Genomic DNA, 20,755 nt, shown 5'->3' with positions numbered 1-20,755 from the left:
GGGTGGCTGAGCCCGATGGAGTACCGCAGGAAGCTTGGATACGCCTAGGCGCGGTCCAAGAAATCGTCCGCACCCCCCTTGGGGGCTCAAAGTGGGAGATTATCCACTCTCGTCATTGGGCTAGTCGTTGGGGACGTTCTTGTTTGACCAGTCGTTTAAGAACGTCCCCAACGACTACTTGCTTGCGAACAGCCAGACTAGGATGATCACCAGGATTGCGGCGACGATGCAGACGATGGCGCCGGTGAATTTGATGCGTGAGTCGCGGGTACGCTCGCGCACCGCGTCCTCGGTGGCCTCCAGCTGGGCGACTTCTCGCTCGGTCTCGGCGTGTTCGGCTTTGTCTCGGGCCAAGGATCCTGCAAGCGACTCAGTGATCTCTGGGTGGTCGTGCACTTCGGTCGCCTGTTCGATGATCGACTGCGCATGTGCGGCATCTGCTTGGGCGTTGGCGATGGTCTGCTCCTGCTCGCGGCGTGCCTTGTCCTCCGCGGCGATCTTCTCGCGCAGTTCGCGCTGACGAGTCGCGGCGGCGGTCTTCGCCGTCTGCAGCTCGTCGCGCGCGGCATCGGCTTCGGTCGTCACGGCTTGGTGCGCGCGTTTTGCGTCGGCGATAGGGGCTTGAGCCTGCTCGACGGCCTGCTCGGCTGCGGCAAGCGAGTGCTCAAGGTCGGCGGTGATGCGCGGGACATCTTCTTCGGCTTTACGCAGGGCGTCTGCCGTGTCGGAAATCTGCATCGAGAGCTCGCTGGTGCGCACCGTATAGTTGGCGGGATTTGCCGAGGGATTGCGTTGCAGCTCGGCATACTCATGACGCAGCGTCTCGAGCTGGGCGCGCGTGGCGTCGACGGTTTGTTGTGCGGCGGCAATGCCGGCGTCTCGCTCTGCCTTCACCTTGTCGCGGATGCGCTTGGAATCCTCAAGACGTCGAACGAGGCGGTTGCCGGTCTCGCGCGAGCTCGCCTCGCGGGCCTCCACGGCATCGAGCGCGGCCTTCAGACGGAGCTCAGTCGCGTCATCCTCTGTCTTCATTTGTTCGAGCTGACCCTTGAGCTCTGTCGCTTTGGAGGCGTGGGCATCACGATCAATCTCGGCGGCCGCTGCAGTCTTTTGGGCCGTGGCAATCGCCTGGCGCTGGTCGGCGACGATCTGGTCGTAGCGGCCTGCGATATCCTGGCGCGTCTCGAGTTCCTCGGTCTGGTCGGCAATGCGCTGCTCAAGTTCGGCCAGGTGGGCACGGGCATCGGCAAGTGCCTTTTTCGCGGCGTTCATCTCGCGCATGGCCGAGGCGCCCTGGGCGATAAAGGTGCCCACGGCGTTCGCGGTGTTCGAAACGGCGGTCCCCAGATCGCGGCTCGCGGCGGGGGAGTGCGGGGCGGTCGGGCGAGCGGTGTCGGCAGCGTCCGCATCGGTAGCCTGCGGCGCGGCGATATTGCCGGTGCCGCCCTCGACCACAGAAAAGCCTGCTGCGTGCGGGTCGACCGCATCGGCGCCAATCGTGGGATGCTCGAGCTGCAGAAACGAGGGCATGGCGCTGCCCTGGTCGGCAACCGGAGTCTCGCCGGGTACGAAGGTCGAGGCTGCCTCGGCGGCCTCCTCTTCCTCGGCGTCAACGTCAGCGTCGGCCACGGCGTCTTTCATCGCTTTGACGGCATCCATCATGGAGTCCATGACGGCGTCGAGCTCTTCTTCCGAAGAAATCTCGATAGGGCCCGCAGCTTGCGGAGCAGCATCCTGTACGGGGTGGTCGTCCTGAGCGGGCGCATCGTCGTTTTGCTCGCCTGCATCTTCGGCGCCGGGGGTTTCCGCCGTAGCGCTTTCGTCTAAGATGGGGTCGTCGAGGCCAATATCATCGCAGGTCACAGCGTCAGCATCTGCAGTGACGTCTGCGGAATCATCAATATGCTGTTGAGTCTGGGGGTCCAGCTCGTCTGTCATAGGCATGTGCTCCTCATCGTTGTTTGTCACCCTATGATAAAGTCTCGCGCCGACATCCCGCGCGCTGCAGCAAAGTTTCAAAACGTGTTCGATGGCTCGCGTCGATAGCAAAAACTCGGCCACTTTATCCAGTTTGTACTTGACAATCCCTTCGCCGAAAGACGTTATGCCGTTCGCCTGCCGAGGCCTTTTCTTTTCACTTGAACCCGTTAAAGTTGCATTTCAGCTTTTGTCGCGTTTATTTGGATGCGCGCAGTCGGCGGGTGCGCCCGTCGCGATTTGAAAGGACTTTATATGGGACTTTTCACTGGTAAGACCGTGATCGTCACCGGCGGTGGCAAGGCCACGCTCAAGGACGGCTCCGCTGGCTCCATCGGCTACGGTATCGATATCGCTTTTGCCAAGGAGGGCGCAAACCTCGTCATTACCGGCCGCAACGTTGCCAAGCTCGAGGCTGCCAAGGAATCCCTCGAGGCCGAGTACGGCGTCAAGGTTCTGCCTGTTCAGGCCGATGTCTCGGCTGGTCAGGACAACGAGGCCGTCGTCCAGAACGTCATCGACAAGGCCATTGAGGAGTTCGGCCGCATCGACGCCGTCGTCAACAATGCTCAGGCCAGCGCTTCGGGCGTGACGATCGCCGATCACACCATGGACCAGTTCAACCTCGCCATTTACTCCGGTCTGTATGCCACCTACCTGTACATGCAGAAGGCCTACCCGCACCTGAAGGAGACCAAGGGCTCCGTGGTCAACTTTGCTTCGGGCGCCGGCCTGTTTGGCAACTATGGCCAGTGCAGCTATGCTGCCGCCAAGGAGGGCATCCGCGGCCTGACCCGCGTTGCCGCCAACGAGTGGGGCAAGGACGGCATCAACGTCAACATCGTGTGCCCGCTTGCTTGGACCGCTGCGCTCGAGAACTTCCAGGATGCCTACCCCGAGGCGTTCAAGGCCAACGTCCACATGCCGCCGGCTGGTCACTACGGCGACGTCGAGAAGGAAATTGGCCGCGTGGTCGTTCAGCTCTGCGGTCCCGACTTTAAGTACATGAACGGCGAGACCGTCACCCTCGAGGGTGGCATGGGCCAGCGGCCTTAGGGGTTACGTCTCAGGTTCCGCCGTTCTACCGAACGGCGGACCGGCCGACGCTGCGCGGGCCGCATTTGGACAATCTGCCGTTCAATTTCAAGGGCGCGACCAGAAGGTCAGCGCCCTTTCATTTCACGGCACCTTGTCTCAAATGCGACCCGCTCGCTGACTTATGCTCAACCTGCGGCGCCATTTTGCTTGAAGGCACCTTGCTCGCTCTGGCGGGTTTTCGCTGTCGGTGCCATAGCATCGGCGTTGCTGTGGCTGTCGGAAATGATCCGTTGTCGCAAGGGGCAGGTTTCCTTTGCACCAGTTTCTGTCGAGTCGGTGCTCTTTGCGGGTTGCCCGTATAATGGTTTGCGTATGAACCGCAACCAAGGAGTTCCAGTTTATGGACCAGAGCCTTTTTAAATTCGACCTGATCGCCGAGGACCCGACGACGCACGCGCGTGCCGGCGTACTGCACACCCCGCACGGCGATATCGAGACGCCAATCTTTATGCCCGTGGGCACCAAGGCAAACGTCAAGGGTATTCCTACCGAGACCGTCAAACAGCTCGGCGCCCAGATCGTGCTTGCCAACACCTATCACCTGTCCATGCGTCCCGGCGAGGACACCATTGCCGAGCTGGGCGGCCTGCACAAGTTTATGAACTGGCACGGCCCCATTCTTACCGATTCGGGCGGCTTCCAGGTGTTCAGCCACAACGACGCCGTCAAGCTCACCGACGAGGGCGTGCGCTTTATCGTCAACGACTACGACGGCCGCCACGTGTTCTGGACGCCCGAGGACAACATGGAAATCGCCATGAAGCTCGGGTCCGATATCTGCATGCAGCTGGACCAGTGCCCGGGCTATCCCGCCACGCGCGCCTACGTTGAGCGCGCCGTTGAGCTGTCGAGTATGTGGGCCGAGCGCTGCTATAAGGCGCATACCCGCGATGACCAGGCGCTCTTTGGCATCGTCCAAGGCGGCATGCACCTGGACCTGCGCCTGCGCTCGCTGCGCCATCTGGAGGAGTGCGGCGACTTCCCGGGTTACGGCATCGGCGGCTATTCGGTGGGCGAAGACCACGAGACCATGTTCGAGACGCTGGCACCGCTGGTTTCCGAGTACATGCCTAAGCACAAGCCGCGCTACCTCATGGGCGTCGGCAACCCTACCACGCTCGTGCGCGGCGTTGGCGTGGGCATCGACATGTTCGACTGCGTGCTGCCGACGCGCACCGGCCGCATGGGTACGGCGTTCTCCAGTGAAGGTCGCCTTAACTTCCGCAACGCGCGCTTTGCGCACGACGACGGCCCTATCGACCCCACCTGCACCTGCCCGGTGTGCACGGGCGGCTACAGCCGTGCGCTCATCCGTCACATGGTCACGCAGAAGGAGATGCTCGGCGGTATTCTGCTGTCGATGCACAACATCTACTACCTGCTCAACCTTATGCAGCGTGCCCGTCAGGCCATTATCGAGGGCCGTTACGGCGCGTTTGTGAGCGACTGGATGAACAGCCCTGCGGCGGTGGATTACTAAGAGCCGCGACCGCTGACCGATGCCTTGCAAGCGCTTGATGCATCGTGGGTACCATACCGAATAGTTGATGTTCGGGCGGGTGTTTGGCGCATGGCGTCGACCCCGCCCGTTTTTCTTTTTCCCGATAGGAGTACCCATGATTGAGAACGAGAATGTCGAGGGCGAGTCCGCCTACGACGAGACGTACCGCCGCGGTCCCGTGGTTATGCGCGGCCCCATGATTCCTAAGGACAACACCTACGCCAACCTGCTGGCGCCCGAGGAGTCGACCGACTGGCTGCATGCTGATCCGTGGCGCGTGCTGCGCATCCAGGCCGAGTTTGTCGATGGCTTTGGCGCACTTGCCGAGCTCGGGCCCGCTGCGACCATCTTCGGCAGCGCCCGCATGCCCAAGACCGATCCGCTCTATAAGGCGGCGCGCACGGTCGGCCGCAAAATCGCCCAGCGCGGCGTGGCGGTCATCACCGGTGGCGGCCCCGGCATCATGGAAGCGGCCAACAGGGGAGCGGCGAGTGTCAACGGCAAGTCAGTTGGCCTGGGCATTGAATTGCCGCACGAGCATGGGCTCAATAAATACGTGAACCTCGGCATGGACTTCCGTTACTTCTTTGTGCGCAAGACCATGTTCGTCAAATACAGCTCGGGCGCCATCGTGTTTCCCGGAGGTTTTGGTACGCTCGACGAAATGTTCGAGGTGCTCACGCTGGTGCAGACGCACAAGGTCAAGCGCATGCCGCTCGTGCTGGTGGGCACCGAGTACTGGCAGGGCCTATTCGACTGGCTTAACGGTCCGGTGATGGACGCCGGTATGATCAGCCCGCTCGATCCGGAGTTGGTGCACATTACCGACGACCTCAACGAGGCCGTCGATATCGCCCTGAGCGGGCTGATGTAGGGCGAGCGTGCCTGTCGTTGTAGTGATGAGAAGGCAGACTGATGCTATTTAACATCAGTCTGCCTTCTAAACTGGGTATACTGATGCAAAAGACGAGAGCGAGGAGGTCGTGTATGTCTACTGCAACGGTTAAGCCTACGACGGTTCGCATCGAAGAGGGGCTCAAGGAACAGGCGACTGAGTTCTTGGATACGGTTGGTCTGAGTCTCAATTCGTATCTCAACCTTGCTGTTCGGCAGCTGGTAAATCAGCGAAAGATTCCTTTTGAGATCGTTGGTCGATCCGAAGTTCCCAACGAGGCGACGAGGCGCGCCATGGTGATCGCTGAAGCTCATGAGTTGGGGATTCTGCCAGACGACAGCCCGTCATTCAATAACGCTGATGAGCTTATATCATTCCTCGATGAGGACTAGCGATGTTTGAGATTAAAGTCGAGGCTCAGTTTAAGGCGGATTACAAACGGACGATGCGCATCCATCCGCAGCTAAAAACCGAGTTTAAGGCGGCGGTTGCAGAACTTGCGGCTCACGGCTCGCTTCCCGCGGAATATGGTGCCCACGAGCTTTCAAACCCGGGCGGCAATTACAACGGCCACATCGATTTCCATCTATCCGATGGCTTGGTCGATGTGGTCGTTCTGTACTTGCCGCATAAGACTAATCCTGTGATCCGACTGGTCAGAATGGGCTCGCATGAGGAACTGTTCCGGGGCCCGCAGGGCTGATTGCCGATTTCTAAGTTGCGGTGGAATAGGGACTGATTTGCGGTCGATTGGCCAAAAACAGTCCCTATTTCACCGCAACTGATAGGCGCGCCCCGTTCGCTGCTGCGGCCCCCGGTTCTCCTCATTGCTGGATTTCGCTCAAAAACTCAGCGGCGACTTCGTTGCTTTTGAAACGGATGCTGCGGTCTTCTTTCTTGGGGAATGCCAGCAGCGGGATAGTCCCGTACCAGACAGTTTCCTCGTCAATCACGGCCGCGCACAGCCGCCCTTTGGCCTTGACGGAATAGTCGACGTTCATCTCGGCAAAAATCGCTTTCGCGTCATCGCGCGGAGGTGAGGCAACATAAACCTCAAGGGTAATCCCACGGGCGGCTGCGCCTGCGAGTGTGGTGGTGAGTTTCGTGAGGCATGCGGCGGATGCGTAGGATGCGGCTATGAAGGCACTCTTTGTGGCACCGGTGATGTCTTTAATTAATGCCTCAATAGCGTTTGCCGGCTCTATGAGAATGTTGTAATCGGGTTGCTCGCTGTCCTCTGCTGAATAAATTTCGTACCCCAACTTGGCGTACGTCTTGAGTCTTTTCTGGTACATGCGGGCGAGCATGGGTATCGACAGGTCAATGTAGTCGAATATCTCAACCTGTTGCTTGCCCTCGTGGCTTCTATGCAGTCTGCCCACCTGCTGCGTTACGCTGCCGTCCCAAGATATCGGCGTGGCAATGAAAAGGGTGTCAAGGTAGGACAGATCGAAGCCCTCGCTCAGAAGGCTTTCGGTGGCGACGATGATTCGATGTTCATGCTCAAAGCCGGGAAGACTGTTCAGTATCGCTTTTCTTTCTTTGGCGCCGATTTCTCCGGTTAAGAGTATGGGCTCGTGTCTGCGATCATTAAGCAACCTGAACAGTTCCTCAGCATGCTTTTTCCTTTTGGATAGTATGAGCGGATGTCGACCGTTTGACGCTGCTTCGAGGGCGTCATCGACAATCAATTCGTTTCTTGCCGCATGTGCACACAGCATATCGAGAATCTGATTGAAGCTTGCATCCGGCTCGTAGGCGGATAGCCGAATGCCGGTAAATCTCGGTCGAACGATGCGCTGGATGCCCTGCTGAATTGCCTGCGTTTTTGGATCGATGACATAGCGAAGCGGGCCGCAGAGCATCGAGAGCGCCCGCGTGAGTCCGTCGGAGCGCTCGGGTGTCGCGGAGAGGCCATATATATATTTGGCTGGAGCGGACTTGAGGACGAGCTCGAGCTGTGGCGCGGCAGCATGGTGGCATTCGTCGCAGATAATGAGGCCGTAATTACGAACAAGGTTCTTAACTATCGGCTCCCCGGTTTGGGAGTCTTTGCCAGATAGCGACTGAAAGGAAGCGACGTCGATAAGGCCGCTGACGGCGGTTTTGCCCCCTCCGATTTGTCCAATAAGGGGAGGTTGCTTTTTGCTGATTCGTCCTTTTGGCGTTCGGACCGGCTCTCTGGTGTCCGTAATGTCGAGAAATCGTTCGAGCTGCGATTTCCATTGGGCTATGAGCGCGGTCTTTGGAACAATGACGAGCGCCGGAAGACCAACGGCGGCAATAAGATAAGCTCCGATGACGGTTTTACCGAAGCCCGTTGGCGCAGACATGATTCCGTCTTCGTATTCAAGCATCTGGTCGGCGGCAATTTGCTGTTCGGGATAAAGGGTCCCTTTGAATGCCATCTCAATTGGATTGCCTGTGCTACGTTCGTCTGAATAATGGGCAGTAACGTGGGCTTCTTGAATCAGCTGCTCAAGTTGGGCTTTGCAGCCTCTGGGAATCGCGACGCGGCCATCTCTAAGTTCGCTGAGGTCTATGAGTCGCGGTTTGCCGAATACTGATTGATGCATAGATTGCGCACGGAAGAACTCCGGGTTGGCAAATGTCGCAAGCCTGCGGATTTCCATTTGAGCTGCCGGGCTCAGAGACTTTTCGGGGATGTAGAGCATATCGGCTTGTGTGACGAGCAGGTTCGAGGGGAAGTCTCGTGGCGTGAGCGGGAGCCGCTTTCGTGGTTTTTGGACATTGCGCCTGGTTTTGTTTGTCGCTGCAGCTGTTGCTATTCCAAGCGGTTTGTTTTTGGTGTCCTCGATCAGACGATCCACCGTCGCACGCGAGATTAGTTGGATTTGCGAAAGGTAAAGCCATTGGTCGGGAAAGGGCTCGAATCGTTCGTCAACAAATACGCTGTTTCCTTCCCGCTGCGCTTTTCCCTGAAAGGGCAGCGCAATGAGATTTCCAAAGCCGCCTTCAGGAATGGTGGACTGCGCGGGTATCATTCGGTCAAAGGCTTCGAAGGTGATTGTCTTGTTGAGTGCCGCTGCTTCGGCGATAAGGCAGCTACCGAAATCTCGTGCTGTCTTTGCGTTTATAGGTTCTAGGAAGAAAAACCAGATATGCGCGCCGTTGCCTGACCTTGATCGCTCGACCGCAGCGTTAATTCCATGGTTTTTTACGACAAGCCTGATAGCGTTTGTCGCTTCTTTCCAATCGGCTTTGTCAAAATCAATGACAAGGACATTTGTGTTGCAGTCTTTGTCGAGAACATATTGACCTATGACGTCCCGGAGCCTGTCGTCGCTGCCTTTGAAATGGGCGATAATGGCGGCATCGTTCAGCTCAAGGAATGTGCGGCTGCGACATTCAGCGCATTTAATTCTGTGATGGTTTGCTTTGGGGCAAATGCCTGGCTTCCACTCATTTGCGCAGGCGGGTGTATAGCCGATGCCCCCGTCTTTTCTGCGATACCCGTGAGCGTGCACATCTTTGCGGCCGGTAAAAAGATTGCGAAAGAGCTCGAGTTTGTCGCGCGCTGGGCTCGCGCTGGTAACGATGCCCTCGGTCTGTGCACGTTCGCCGAAAGATTTGCCGGCTTTGTCCCATTCTTCGAGTGTTGCGTAACGGATGTCTGGACCGTTGCTACAGATTACGATCTGCTTACGCGGATCTGAAGCGTGGACAACCGTTTTATTGAGTTTGAATAAGGCGTTCCCGAAAAGGGCGTATTGATGCACGGCGTTGCTCATTTGAATGCCATTCTTGTCAGCGTTCATTGGGATGAGGGTACGTCATTTCAGCTTTATGAGATATGCGACTTCGATTTTGGTTCGGTAATAGTGGGGTACCGATCCGTGAGTGGCAATTAGCCGGTGCCAAAACGTGCGGCGGCTGTTGTTAAAGGTGTTTTGGCGGCTATGGGGCGTGTTGGCGGCGTGGGGAGGGGTCCTCGAATGACTCCGTGGTCAAATAACGTCAAATATGAGTACTGTTGTTAATGTAGTCTCATAACATTTGGTAAGAATAGAATACCAATTCCACATTATTCTATATATCTAACCCACTAAACACGGAATTTTGAGCCTTGGCAAGACGTGGAATTGATCGAAATGATCAATTCCGGCGAGATTTTGCTGCTACTAATTTGGTGGCGGTACTCATATTTGCCATTTTTTGTCCAGTGGGTACCGCGAGGGGCCTGTTCGACTGGCTCAACGGCCCGGTGATGGATGCCGGCATGATCAGCCCACTCGATCCAGACCTTGTCCACATCACCGACGACCTCAACGAAGCCGTCGACATCGCCCTGAGCGGGCTGATGTAGGGTAGGTAAAATGGGACGGGGCTAAAAGACTGGTCTGAAACGTTTGATACTAGTCTTTTTAGCCCCGTCCCAAATGAACTGCTTCTAAGTTGCGGTGGAATAGGGATTGATTGGCGGCTAATAAGCCAAAAACAGTCCCTATTCCACCGCAACTGATGTGGGCGTCCCTAGTGAGTTGGCTGGTAGCGGGGGCAGTAGCTGATGGCGATGGCGTCGACGCCTACGTGGGTGGCGATGGTGCAGCCGATGGGGCCGGTGCCGGCGTCTACGTAATCCTGACCCGCGAGTGCCTCGTTGACAAGCTCCTGCTCCTCGGCGGCGCCGGTCGTGAGCACGCGCACGCTGGAGCCCGGATACTCGGCCAAAAATGCGAGGCAATCGGCCATGGTGTTGGTAACGATGCGCTTGGCACCGCGGCCCTTTTTTATGGCCTTGATCTCGCCCGATTTCCACTCCGGCGAAACGGCCAGGCGAATGTTAAGCATTTGCGTGAGCTGGCCGGCGAGCTTGGGCGCGCGGCCGTTCTTAACGAGATTCTCGAGCGTGCGGGGAATCAGCAGCAGGTGGGCGTCGGGCAGCGTCGCGCGGATCTGCGCCTCGGTCTCGTCCAGGCTGCGGCCGTCCTCGCGCATGGCCAGCGCGTACTCCACCAGCAGGCCCTCGGCGCCCGAGCCGGTGCGCGAGTCGATGCAGCGCACGTCGAGCTCGTGCGTCTCGGCCGTCAGGCTGGCGTTGGCGTAGCAGGCGGACCACTCGCTGCACAGCGAGATAAAGATGGCGCTATCGTGGCCGTCGGCGCGCACGCGGTCAAAGAGTTCCTTGAACTCGCCGGCACTCGGCTGCGAGGTGTGCGGCAGCTGCTCGGAGCCGGCCATGCGGGCGACGTACTCTTGGGCGGTAATCTGCACCTGGTCGAGCAGGTCCTCGCCCTCGATAATCACATGCAGCGGAATCACGTAAATGCCGAGCTCTTGGGCGCGGGCGGGGGAGATGTCCGACGTGGAGTCGGTTATGATGGCAAAAGACATAATTGCACCTTTCGTTGGGGCGCGACGGCGCCGCCTTCTGAGAGCAAAGTGCGACAAGTATAGTGGAGTCGTTCCACATTTCTAAGTTCAATTGTTGAATAGTCAACAGTTTGAAGTGTCGGTGTGGAAATCGTCAACTGGGGAAGAGGGATGCCGATGGAGGCGCTGGAGATATGCAAACGGCCGGTCGTGCTGTTTGATTTTGATGGCACGGTGGCCGATACGGGTCGGGCGGTGATGACCTCGACGCGCAAGACGCTGGCTGCACGCGGGTTTTCGGAGGCGCAGATGGGTGACCTGCGTCGCATGATCGGGCCGCCCCTGTGGAAGAGTTTTCACGACTTTTATGGCTTCTCCCGCGAGGAGTCGCTTGTGGTGGCCGACGAGTACCGCGCCTTTTTTGACGAGCTGGGACCGGAGGAGTATCCCGTGTTTGACGGGATCCCCGAGCTGCTGGATGGGTTGGTCGCCCAGGGCAAGCGCTTGGCCGTGGCGACGTCGCGCATGGAGGCAAAGTGCGTTGACATGGTGGGAGAGCTGGGACTTTCTCAGTTTGAGGCGGTGGTTGGCATGAATCCGCCGCAGGGGCGCGAGACCAAGGCCGATTCGGTCCGCGACGCGTTGGCGGCCTTGGGTGCGGCCGCGGGCGATGCCGCGATGATCGGCGATCGCTTTAACGACGTCGAGGGCGCGCACGCGATGAGCGCGCCGTGCATTGGTATCTATTCGGGCGCGGCGGCGCCGGGCGAGCACGAGGCGGCGGGTGCCGATGCAGTGGTGCACTCGGTGGCCGAGCTTGCTAAACTTTTCGCTATATAGGTATTTGATGTGAGGGGCGGGCACGCTCGCCGCTCATTGGTAAGGAGGTCGTCCATGAATCAGGTGGAGCAGAGCGTTGCCGAGTATGTCGACGAGGTCTGGGAGGATGTCGTCGCCGATATCGAGCAGCTGGTGAGTTATCCGTCCGTGGCAGTTTCTGCCGATGCGGAGCCCGGCGCGCCGTTTGGCCGCCCGGTCCGTGACGCGCTCGATTGCGCGCTCGGCATCGCGCAGAAGCTCGGCTATCAGACGAGCGACGACGAGGGCTATGTGGGAATCGCCGATATCCCGGGCCGCGGCGACAAACAGCTCGCGACTATCTGCCACGTGGACGTGGTTCCCGCCGGCCCTGGCTGGAACACCGACCCGTTCACCATGGAGCGCCGCGAGGGCTGGGTGCTCGGTCGCGGCGTGATTGACGACAAGGGCCCGGCGGTATTGTCACTCTACGCCGGCGCCTACTTGCTCAAGCACGGCATTGTTCCGCGCTACACCTTCCGCGCGCTGCTGGGCTGCGATGAGGAAGTGGGCATGTCCGACGTTCACCATTATCTGGAGAACAACGCAGACCCCGACTTTTTGTTTACGCCCGATGCCGAGTTCCCGGTCTGCAATGCTGAGAAGGGCCAGTTTGGGGCGACGTTCGTGAGCCCCAAGATCGACGGCGGGCGCATTGTGTCCTGGAGCGGTGCCGAGGCGAGCAACGCCATTCCGTCGCAGTCTATCTGCGAGCTCGCGATTGCCGCCGATGAGCTGCCGGCGCCGGTCGAGAATGCTGACCGCCTGGAGATCACGGCTCTCGACAATGGTCATGTGCAGATTTTCGCCCACGGTATTGGCGGTCACGCCTCGATGCCCGAGGGGACGATCAATGCCGTCGGCCTGATCGTGTCGTATCTGCGCGAGGCCGAGGACGCGTTTGGTGCACGCGACGAGCGCCTGCTGACGCCTGCCGAGCACGAGTTCGTCAAGTTCCTGGCCTTTGTGCATGCGGATGCCTATGGTCGCGGCCTGGGTATCGACGCGACGAGCCCAGCGTTTGGCCCGCTTACCTGCAACGCTGGCGTCATCCGTGTGGCGGATGGCCATATCGAGCAGGTCATCGACGTGCGCTTCCCCGACAGCACGAGTGCCGATACCATCCGCGAGCAGCTCGAGCCGCTCGTGGGCCGTTTTGGCGTGACGTGCCGTGTGGGTCGTGCGAAGGTGCCGTTCTCGGTGTCTGCCGACGATCCGGCCGTGAAGGCGCTTATCGATACCTACAACGAGTTCACCGGCAAGCATGCCGAGCCCTTTGCCATGGGCGGCGGCACGTACGCGCGCAACTTTGCCCGCGCCGTCTCGTTTGGCCCCGAGGAGACCGGCCTGGAGCTGCCCGCATGGGGCGGCCAGATGCACGGCCCCAACGAGTGCGCCAACGAGGAACAGCTTAAACAGGCGCTCAAGATCTATATTGTTGCGATCCTCCGTTTGAATGAATTAGAGCTTTAAGGTCTCGCGGTTTCCCAATCTAAGTTGCGGTGGAATAGTTCCTAGAATGGGCCATTTGATGGCCAAGCAGGAACTATTTCACCGCAACTTTGTTTTTATTGGTGTAAAAGGCTGGCCATGTTTGGCGGCGGGTTTGTTATTCGTTTGTAAAGGCCGTGCTGCGCTTGCGGTAAGGGTCTATCAGATGCCCGTAAAAAACCGCAGTTGGCGCGGGCACTGCCCGATCGAGGCCGTATCTTTCCAAACAGCAAAGCGGGTGGGGTGCCCGCGAGTCGCATGTATGAAAGGAAGATCATGCTCGATCAGGCTTATTCTCGTCGTCAGTTCCTCGGCCTCGCTGGTGGTTTTGCCAGCATCGTCGGTCTCGGTCTCGTTGGTTGCGGCGGCTCCGGCGCATCCGATGCCGCCGACAAGGGTAGCGCCGCTGCTGCCGAGTCCGTCTCCGGCGAGGTGACTTACGACGGTGCCTCTTCGTTCCAGGCTCTCGTCGAGGCCGCTGCCGAGAAGTTCATGGACGCCAACCCCGATGTCTCCGTCTCCGGCTCGGGTAACGGTTCGGGCAAGGGCCTGACCGCTGTTGCCGCCGGCACCGTCACCATCGGCAACTCCGACGTCTTCGCCGAGACCAAGCTCGAGGCCGACCAGGTCAAGAACCTCGTCGACCACGAGGTTGCCGTCGTGGGCATGGGCCCCGTCGTTTCCAAGAACGTGACGGTCGACGACCTGTCCCTCGAGCAGCTCAAGGGCATCTTCTCCGGCCAGATCACCAACTGGAAGGAGGTCGGCGGCGACGACGCCAAGATCGTCGTTCTCAACCGCAAGGCTGGCTCTGGCACCCGTGCCACCTTCGAGGCCGCCGTTTTTGGCGACGAGGCCGTCGACTTTAAGGGCGACGCCGAACTCGACAAGTCCGGCGATGTCCAGACTCAGATGGGCAGTACCGACAACGCCATCTCCTACCTCGACTTCTCGCACTTTGATGACTCCAAGTTCAACGCCATCAAGGTCGAGGGCGTCGAGCCCAAGAGCAAGAATGTCACCGACGACTCCTTCAAGATCTGGGCTACCGAGCACATGTACTGCGCTAAGGATGCCGACGAGGCCACCAAGGCCTTCCTGGAGTTCATGCTTTCCGATGACGTCCAGGGCAAGCTCGTCGAGGAGCAGGGCTTTATCCCCGTCTCTGCCATGAAGGTCGTCAAGGACGCCAGCGGCAAGGTCTCCGCTAAATAAGTAATCGCCCCGGAAAGGTTTGCAATGGCAAAACAGCTGCCAAAGCGCGACCTTGAGAACGTGGGCCTGGGCGTCACGGGCGCGTGCGTTGCGCTCGTGACGCTTGTCGTTGCCGCGCTCATCTTTATGGTCGCCCAAAAGGGCCTCTCGGCTTTTCTCAAGGACGGCGTTTCGGTCGTCGAGTTCTTCACCGGCACCAAGTGGGACCTGGCCAACACAGCCGAAAGCGGCCTGCCCTACACCGGCGCCCTGCCCCTGATTGTCACCTCGTTTGCGGTCATGGTGCTCTCCACGCTCATCGCGCTGCCCATCGCCATCGGCTCTGCCATCTTTGCGGTCGAGATTAGCCCTAAGTTTGGCTCTAAGATCTTTCAGCCGCTCATTGAGCTTTTGACCGGCATCCCCTCGGTCGTCTTTGGCCTGATCGGTTTTCACGTGGTCGTCGGTCTTATGAAGAGCGTTTTCCACGTGAGCACGGGCCTGGGCATCTTGCCCGGCGCCATCGTGCTGGCCGTCATGATCCTGCCGACCATGACCACGCTTTCGGTCGATGGCCTGCGCGCCGTGCCCGACAGCTACCGACAGGGCTCGCTCGCGCTGGGCTATACCCGCTGGCAGACCATCTGGCACGTGGTGCTCAAGTCCGCCATGCCGTCGCTCATGACCGCGGTCATCCTTGGCATGACCCGCGCCTTTGGCGAGACGCTCGCCGTGCGCATGGTCATCGGCGGTATCGAGGCCATGCCGACGTCGCTGCTGTCGCCGGCGTCCACCATCACCACCACGCTCACCACGTCTATGGCGGTCTATGCCGAGGGCTCGGCCCAGGACGATGTTCTGTGGGCGCTCGGTCTGCTGCTGATGGGCATGAGTCTCATCTTCATCCTGATCATCCACCTTATCGGCCGCAAGGGGGCGAAGGCTCGTGGCTAGCACGCGTATCCACATCGACGAGGCGAGGCTCGGGCGTGTCCAAAAGCAGGACCGCTTCGCCACGGGCGTGTTGACGGCGATCGTCGCCATCGTCATGCTCATCGTCGTCTCCATGGTGGCCTATATCCTGTTCGAGGGCATCTCGACGCTGTTCCAGCCGGGCTTTCTCACGGAGCCGTCGCGCGCCAACGGAACGCAGGGCGGCGTGCTCTACCAGCTGTTCGACTCGTTCTACCTGCTGCTGATCACCCTGATCATCTCGGTGCCCATCAGCCTGGGTGGCGCGGTCTTTTTGGTTGAGTACGCACCCGACGGACCCGTCCGCGACATTGCCTCCACTGCCATCGAGACGCTGTCCTCGCTGCCTTCCATCGTTGTCGGCATGTTCGGTTTTCTGGTGTTCTCGGTGCAGCTGGGCTGGAAGTACTCCATCATCTCCGGCGCCGTCGCGCTCACCATGTTCAATATCCCCATTCTGGTGCGCGTGATCCAGCAGGCGCTCGAGGACGTGCCGCAGGCCCAGCGCGATGCGTGCCTGGCCATGGGCCTCACCCGCTGGGAGGCCATGCTGCACATCCTGATTCCCGAGGCCATGCCCGCTATCGTGACCGGCATCGTGCTTTCGGCCGGCCGCGTCTTTGGCGAGGCCGCGGCGCTGCTCTTTACCTCGGGCATGAGCTCGCCGGTTCGCCTCAACTTCTTGAGCCTTAACCTGTCGAGCCCTACTTGCGCCTGGAACGTGTTCCGCCCCGGTGAGTCGCTCGCCGTGCATATCTACAAGATCTATGGCGAAGGCAGCCCCGAGGCCCAGCAGATCGTTTGGGGTACCGCGGCACTGCTGATGATTTGCGTGCTGCTGTTTAACGTAATCGCCCGCATTGTGGGCAAGCAACTGGCAAGGAAGATGACGGCCGAATGAGCGAGATGAATGTAACGCCCGCAACCGAAGCGGCATCGTCCGACACCCGGGACTTCCTGTCGAGCGTGGGGGAGAGCGAGAAGCGCGTGCGCGTGAGCGGCAAGGCCGTGAGCGACGAGGTTGTGCTCTCCACCAAGGACGTCAACGTGTACTATGGCGACCACCATGCACTGCACAATACGTCGCTCGACTTCCACAAGGGCGAGATCACGGCGCTCATTGGGCCTTCGGGCTGCGGTAAGTCGACCTTCTTGCGTAGCCTCAACCTCATGAATCGCGAGATTCGCGGCTGCCGCGTGGAGGGCGAGATCAACTATCGCGGGCGCAACGTGAACACCAAGACCGAAAACACCTACGAGCTGCGCCGTTCCATTGGCATGGTGTTCCAGCAGCCCAACCCGTTCCGCAAGTCCATTCGCGACAACATCACGTTTGCGCCCAAGCGCCACGGCATCACCGACCGTGACGAGCTCGACCGCATGGTCGAGGAAAGCTTACGCGGCGCGGCGCTGTGGGACGAGGTCAAAGACAAGCTCGATAAGAGCGCCTATGCGCTTTCGGGCGGTCAGCAGCAGCGTCTGTGCATCGCGCGCACGCTGGCGCTCAACCCCGACGTGATCCTGTTTGACGAGCCCTGCTCGGCGCTCGACCCCATCTCGACGTTGGCGATCGAGGACCTTATGTCGTCGATCGTTGCCGACCGCGCCATAGTCATCGTGACGCACAACATGGAGCAGGCGTCGCGCGTGTCCAACCGCACGGCGTTCTTCTACATGGGCGATATGGTCGAGTACGACGAGACTGACGAGATTTTCCAACGGCCCAAGGATAAGCGGCTGAATGATTACCTCACCGGCATGTTCTCCTAGTCCGGGACATGCTTGAGGCCCGCGGCGGCCACGGTTGCCGCGGGACTGATTGGAGAAGCGGGTCATCTCTTGTGGGAGATGGCCCGCCTTTTACTCTGCGACCGAAACGACCACCACAAAGGGGACAGGCGCCTTCGTGGTGGTTTGGGGTGGGGCTCGCTGCTATCATGGACAACGTTGAATTTCTACGAAGGAGCAGGGCATATGGCGATTCTTTTGGGATGCGATTCCGTCAGCCTAGAGTTTCCCACCAAGCATATTTTCGATAGCGTGACGCTCGGCGTGGGCGAGGGCGACCGCATTGGTATTGTCGGTAAAAACGGCGACGGCAAGTCGACGCTGCTGAGCGTGCTCGCTGGCACGCTGGAGCCCGACGACGGACGCGTGACGCACCGCCGCGGCACGACGATCGGTCTGCTCGGCCAAAAGGACAACCTGGTCGATACTGATACCGTGCATCATGCCGTTGTGGGCGACGCCCCCGAGTACGAGTGGGCGTCGAGCCCCCGCACGCGCCAGATCCTCGCCGGCCTCATCAGCGATGTGCCCTGGGAGGGCACGGTGGGCGAGCTTTCGGGCGGTCAGCGCCGTCGCGTGGACCTCGCGCGCTTGCTGATCGGCGATTACGACGTGCTCATGCTCGACGAGCCCACCAACCACCTGGATATGCGCACCATCAACTGGCTCGCGCGTCACTTAAAGGCCCGCTGGCAGCGCGGCCAGGGTGCCATGCTCGTGGTCACGCACGACCGCTGGTTCTTGGACGAGGTCTGCACCAGCATGTGGGAGGTCCACGACGGCCAGGTCGATCCCTTCGAGGGCGGCTATTCGGCATACATCCTGCAGCGCGTGGAGCGCGACCGCATGGCCGCCGTTACCGAGGAGCGCCGTCGCAACATGGCGCGCAAGGAGCTCGCGTGGCTGAGCCGCGGTGCCCAGGCTCGTTCCACCAAGCCCAAGTTTCGCGTGGATGCCGCTCGTGAGCTGATCGCCGACGTGCCGCCCGTGCGTGACGAGCTGGAGCTCAAGCGCCTGGCCGTGAGCCGCCTGGGCAAGCAGGTTATCGATGTGGTCGACGTGGACGCCGGCTATGCCGATACCGACGGCGCGCCCAAGCAGGTACTCTCCGACGTGACCTGGCTCATTGGTGCGGGCGACCGCTATGGTCTTTTGGGCGAGAATGGCGCTGGCAAGTCGACGCTGCTTGATGTGATCCAGGGCAAAATTGCGCCCACGCGCGGCCGCGTGAAGATTGGCCAGACAGTGCGCTTTGGCGTGCTGTCGCAGCAGCTCGAGGAGCTCGAGCCCTACATGGGCGACACGATCCGCGAGGTGCTCAGCCACTATAAGAAGTACTACGTCATCGACGGCAAGGAGACTTCGCCCGAGAAGCTTTGCGAGCGCCTGGGCTTTACGACGCAGCAGCTCTGGAGCCGCATCGGCGATCTTTCGGGCGGCCAGCGCCGTCGCCTGTCGCTGTTGCTGACGATTCTGGACGAGCCCAACGTGCTCATCCTGGACGAGCCGGGCAACGACCTGGATACCGACATGCTCGCGATTGTCGAGGACCTGCTGGACGGCTGGCCCGGCACGCTGATCCTGGTGACGCACGACCGCTTTTTGATGGAGCGCGTGACCGACCAGCAGTGGGCGCTGCTCGACGGCCACCTGACGCATATGCCCGGTGGCGTGGACCAGTACCTGCGCCTGTGCAACGCTACCGCCGAGGGCGAGCCCGTGGGCGCGCCGAGCGCCAAGACCGGCACGTTCGACACCGGTGCCGCGGCAGCTGCGGCCGAAAAGCCCAAGTCGAGCGGTCAGCCCAACGGCCTGTCCAACGCCGAGCGCCAGAAGCTCCGCCGCGAGGTGAGTTCGCTCGAGCGCAAGATGGAGACGCAGCGCACCCGCGTTGAGGAGGCCGAGGCAGCAATGGCCCAAGTCGATCCCACCAACTACACGGCGCTCGGCGAGCAGCAGGCAAAGATCGACGAGGCTCACGCCGCCATGGACGAGCTGGAGATGGCGTGGCTCGAGGCGAGCGAAAAGCTCGAGGGCGAGGAGTAGACGAGGATGATCAAGGCCGCATTTTTCGATATCGACGGCACGCTGCTGAGCTTTAAGACGCACCGGATTCCGGCGTCGGCGCAGCAGGTGCTCGATAGCTTTCACGAGCAGGGGATTGCGTGCGTGATCGCCACGGGTCGCCCGACCTACCAGATACCGGACTGGCTGTTCGACCTGGGTTGGGATGCGTACATTACGCTCTCGGGTCAGCACTGCTTTGATGCCGAGGGGGTTTACCGCAGCTGTCCGATCGATCCGGACGACGTCGCGGTGATTGTGGACCAGGTGGCGCAGGGGCGCTACGACTCGCTGTGCATGCAGGGCGAGAACTCGTTTGTGAACCGCCTGTCCGAGCGCGTGGTGACGGCTGGCAGCAACGCGGGAATCGTCTACCACGAGGAGCCGTTTGAGCACGCCTTTGACGCACCGGTCTACCAGTTCTGCGCCTTTGTGGACCCGGCCGACGAACATATCGTGACCGACGCCGTGTCGCATTCGCTCACCACGCGCTGGTGCGACCTGTTCTGCGACATTATTCCCGCTAACGGCGGCAAGGACCTGGGCGTGGCGGCGACGCTCGAGCGGCTTGGTATCGACGCGAGCGAGGCGATTGCCTTTGGCGACGGCGAGAACGACCTGTCGATGTTCTCGGCCGTGGGCACAAGTGTGGCCATGGGCAACGCGCAGGACACGGTGAAAGCTGCAGCGACCTATGTGACGACTGCCGTGGACGACGACGGCATCTACAACGCTGCGAAGCACTTTGGACTCGTGTAGCTGCGGGCCGGCACCTGGCACCTGGGGACATTCCTTGCGGGGCGTCCCCATTTTGTTTTCGTCCCGCACGTTTTGTGAAACGCGGCTAACTTTTAGGCAAAGTAGTAAGACATGGGCAACTTTTGCGGTAAAGTTAGCCGTGGAAAGTATCCAAAGGCTAACTAGCAATCATTGCGAAAGGCGGCCCATGGCCCTACGTGAATCCGGAGAAGACTATCTCGAATCGATCTACGTTCTGTCGCAACGTCAGGGCATCGTGCGCTCGATTGATGTTGCAGAGTACCTTGGCGTAACTAAGGCAAGCGTTTCAAAAGCTATGGCGACGTTGGAGAACAACGGCTACGTCGAAATGGGCAAGCGAGATGTTCATCTGACGGAGCGTGGTCTGGAGGTCGCTCGTCAAATGTGGGAGCGTCACTGCTTTTTCGTGGGGCTGCTGGAGGATGCGGGTGTTTCGGCTGAGGTCGCGTCGCAAGAGGGCTGCCACATGGAGCACTGCCTAAGCGAGGAAAGCTTCGAGAAGCTGAGGGCGATGCTGGGACGGGACGGTGCTTCGGCGCCAATAATGACCGACTAGCACTCCCGCAGCGGCGCGCCTCCCGCGCCGGAACGGCGCGGGACAGCGACCGAGATGAGTGGTCCCACCAACTAAGTCCAACTTAGACAAGGAACCCCACCAGCAAGCGATGCCCAAGAACCGCCAGCAACGTTACCGCAGGCCGGGGCCGGGCTTGGTTTTGAAAACATTCCGCAGACCAGAAGTGCCCCCGTTCGTAGCTCCGAAGGAGCAGAACGGGGGCACTTCATTGGTCGAGGACGTTTTC

18 protein-coding genes are annotated in these 20,755 nt (G+C 60.1%); 15 read left to right on the top strand and 3 right to left on the bottom strand.

Annotated elements, in window-relative coordinates; all coding sequences use genetic code 11:
* Window positions 1-174: 174 nt before the first annotated feature.
* Complete coding sequence (locus ABHR63_RS08830; RefSeq protein WP_346965399.1) at window positions 175-1,938, bottom strand: coiled-coil domain-containing protein; 1,764 nt, start codon at window positions 1,936-1,938, stop codon at window positions 175-177.
* A 294-nt stretch (window positions 1,939-2,232) separates the two neighbouring features.
* On the opposite strand from ABHR63_RS08830, the gene ABHR63_RS08825 reads away from it, so the two are divergent.
* The 5 genes from ABHR63_RS08825 to ABHR63_RS08805 all read left to right on the top strand — a co-directional run bounded on the left by ABHR63_RS08825 (window position 2,233) and on the right by ABHR63_RS08805 (window position 6,174).
* Window positions 2,233-3,033: an SDR family NAD(P)-dependent oxidoreductase gene (locus ABHR63_RS08825; protein WP_006235414.1), complete on the top strand. Its 801-nt coding sequence runs from the start codon at window positions 2,233-2,235 to the stop codon at window positions 3,031-3,033.
* A gap of 382 nt (window positions 3,034-3,415) precedes the next feature.
* Window positions 3,416-4,555, top strand: coding sequence for a tRNA guanosine(34) transglycosylase Tgt (gene tgt, locus ABHR63_RS08820; protein WP_055285790.1), 1,140 nt, complete (start codon window positions 3,416-3,418; stop codon window positions 4,553-4,555).
* A 136-nt stretch (window positions 4,556-4,691) separates the two neighbouring features.
* Window positions 4,692-5,450: an LOG family protein gene (locus ABHR63_RS08815; protein ID WP_329739000.1), complete on the top strand. Its 759-nt coding sequence runs from the start codon at window positions 4,692-4,694 to the stop codon at window positions 5,448-5,450.
* Window positions 5,451-5,563: 113 nt separating this feature from the next.
* Entirely contained in the window at window positions 5,564-5,863 is a 300-nt protein-coding gene (locus ABHR63_RS08810; protein WP_128620155.1) for a type II toxin-antitoxin system RelB/DinJ family antitoxin, read from the top strand.
* A gap of 2 nt (window positions 5,864-5,865) precedes the next feature.
* The gene (locus ABHR63_RS08805) at window positions 5,866-6,174 is read left to right on the top strand and encodes a type II toxin-antitoxin system YafQ family toxin (RefSeq protein ID WP_161116228.1); all 309 of its coding nucleotides are present in this window, start codon (window positions 5,866-5,868) and stop codon (window positions 6,172-6,174) included.
* 121 nt (window positions 6,175-6,295) lie between these two features.
* On the opposite strand, the gene ABHR63_RS08800 is transcribed toward ABHR63_RS08805, so the two are convergent.
* Window positions 6,296-9,223, bottom strand: a complete 2,928-nt coding sequence (locus tag ABHR63_RS08800) for a TOTE conflict system archaeo-eukaryotic primase domain-containing protein (protein WP_346965400.1) — start codon at window positions 9,221-9,223, stop codon at window positions 6,296-6,298.
* Window positions 9,224-9,654: 431 nt separating this feature from the next.
* Here ABHR63_RS08800 and ABHR63_RS08795 point away from each other — a divergent pair, with 431 nt between their 5' ends.
* Window positions 9,655-9,798, top strand: a complete 144-nt coding sequence (locus ABHR63_RS08795; protein ID WP_212746029.1) for a hypothetical protein — start codon at window positions 9,655-9,657, stop codon at window positions 9,796-9,798.
* A 167-nt stretch (window positions 9,799-9,965) separates the two neighbouring features.
* Here ABHR63_RS08795 and ABHR63_RS08790 read toward each other — a convergent pair whose 3' ends face one another.
* Window positions 9,966-10,826, bottom strand: coding sequence for a DegV family protein (locus ABHR63_RS08790; protein WP_138112862.1), 861 nt, complete (start codon window positions 10,824-10,826; stop codon window positions 9,966-9,968).
* Between the two features lie 156 nt (window positions 10,827-10,982).
* Between ABHR63_RS08790 and ABHR63_RS08785 the strand changes: the two genes are divergently transcribed.
* The 9 genes from ABHR63_RS08785 to ABHR63_RS08745 all read left to right on the top strand — a co-directional run bounded on the left by ABHR63_RS08785 (window position 10,983) and on the right by ABHR63_RS08745 (window position 20,508).
* The gene (locus ABHR63_RS08785; RefSeq protein ID WP_346965977.1) at window positions 10,983-11,645 is read left to right on the top strand and encodes an HAD hydrolase-like protein; all 663 of its coding nucleotides are present in this window, start codon (window positions 10,983-10,985) and stop codon (window positions 11,643-11,645) included.
* Between the two features lie 54 nt (window positions 11,646-11,699).
* Window positions 11,700-13,136 (top strand): M20 family metallopeptidase, encoded by a 1,437-nt coding sequence (locus ABHR63_RS08780; RefSeq protein ID WP_346965402.1) that lies wholly within the window; start codon window positions 11,700-11,702, stop codon window positions 13,134-13,136.
* A gap of 294 nt (window positions 13,137-13,430) precedes the next feature.
* Window positions 13,431-14,369, top strand: a complete 939-nt coding sequence (locus ABHR63_RS08775) for a phosphate ABC transporter substrate-binding protein (protein WP_346965976.1) — start codon at window positions 13,431-13,433, stop codon at window positions 14,367-14,369.
* A 24-nt stretch (window positions 14,370-14,393) separates the two neighbouring features.
* Window positions 14,394-15,302, top strand: coding sequence for a phosphate ABC transporter permease subunit PstC (pstC, locus tag ABHR63_RS08770; protein ID WP_271740388.1), 909 nt, complete (start codon window positions 14,394-14,396; stop codon window positions 15,300-15,302).
* Window positions 15,295-16,221, top strand: a complete 927-nt coding sequence (pstA, locus tag ABHR63_RS08765; protein ID WP_320678089.1) for a phosphate ABC transporter permease PstA — start codon at window positions 15,295-15,297, stop codon at window positions 16,219-16,221. Before pstC ends, pstA begins: the two co-directional genes overlap by 8 nt.
* Window positions 16,218-17,090 (top strand): phosphate ABC transporter ATP-binding protein PstB, encoded by an 873-nt coding sequence (gene pstB, locus ABHR63_RS08760; RefSeq protein ID WP_195361769.1) that lies wholly within the window; start codon window positions 16,218-16,220, stop codon window positions 17,088-17,090. The genes pstA and pstB overlap by 4 nt, the downstream gene beginning before the upstream one ends.
* Window positions 17,091-17,294: 204 nt before the next feature.
* A complete protein-coding gene (locus ABHR63_RS08755; RefSeq protein ID WP_346965435.1) occupies window positions 17,295-19,154 on the top strand; it encodes an ABC-F family ATP-binding cassette domain-containing protein in 1,860 nt (619 codons plus the stop codon).
* Between the two features lie 6 nt (window positions 19,155-19,160).
* Window positions 19,161-19,931, top strand: a complete 771-nt coding sequence (locus ABHR63_RS08750; RefSeq protein ID WP_035137289.1) for a Cof-type HAD-IIB family hydrolase — start codon at window positions 19,161-19,163, stop codon at window positions 19,929-19,931.
* 187 nt (window positions 19,932-20,118) lie between these two features.
* A complete protein-coding gene (locus tag ABHR63_RS08745; protein ID WP_035137287.1) occupies window positions 20,119-20,508 on the top strand; it encodes a metal-dependent transcriptional regulator in 390 nt (129 codons plus the stop codon).
* Window positions 20,509-20,755: the final 247 nt, after the last annotated feature.

This window comes from Collinsella aerofaciens, from assembly GCF_039752775.1.
GTDB lineage: Bacteria > Actinomycetota > Coriobacteriia > Coriobacteriales > Coriobacteriaceae > Collinsella > Collinsella aerofaciens_R.
The sequence above is the reverse complement of the archived record's forward strand: the minus strand, read 5'-3'. Positions and strand labels throughout refer to the sequence as shown.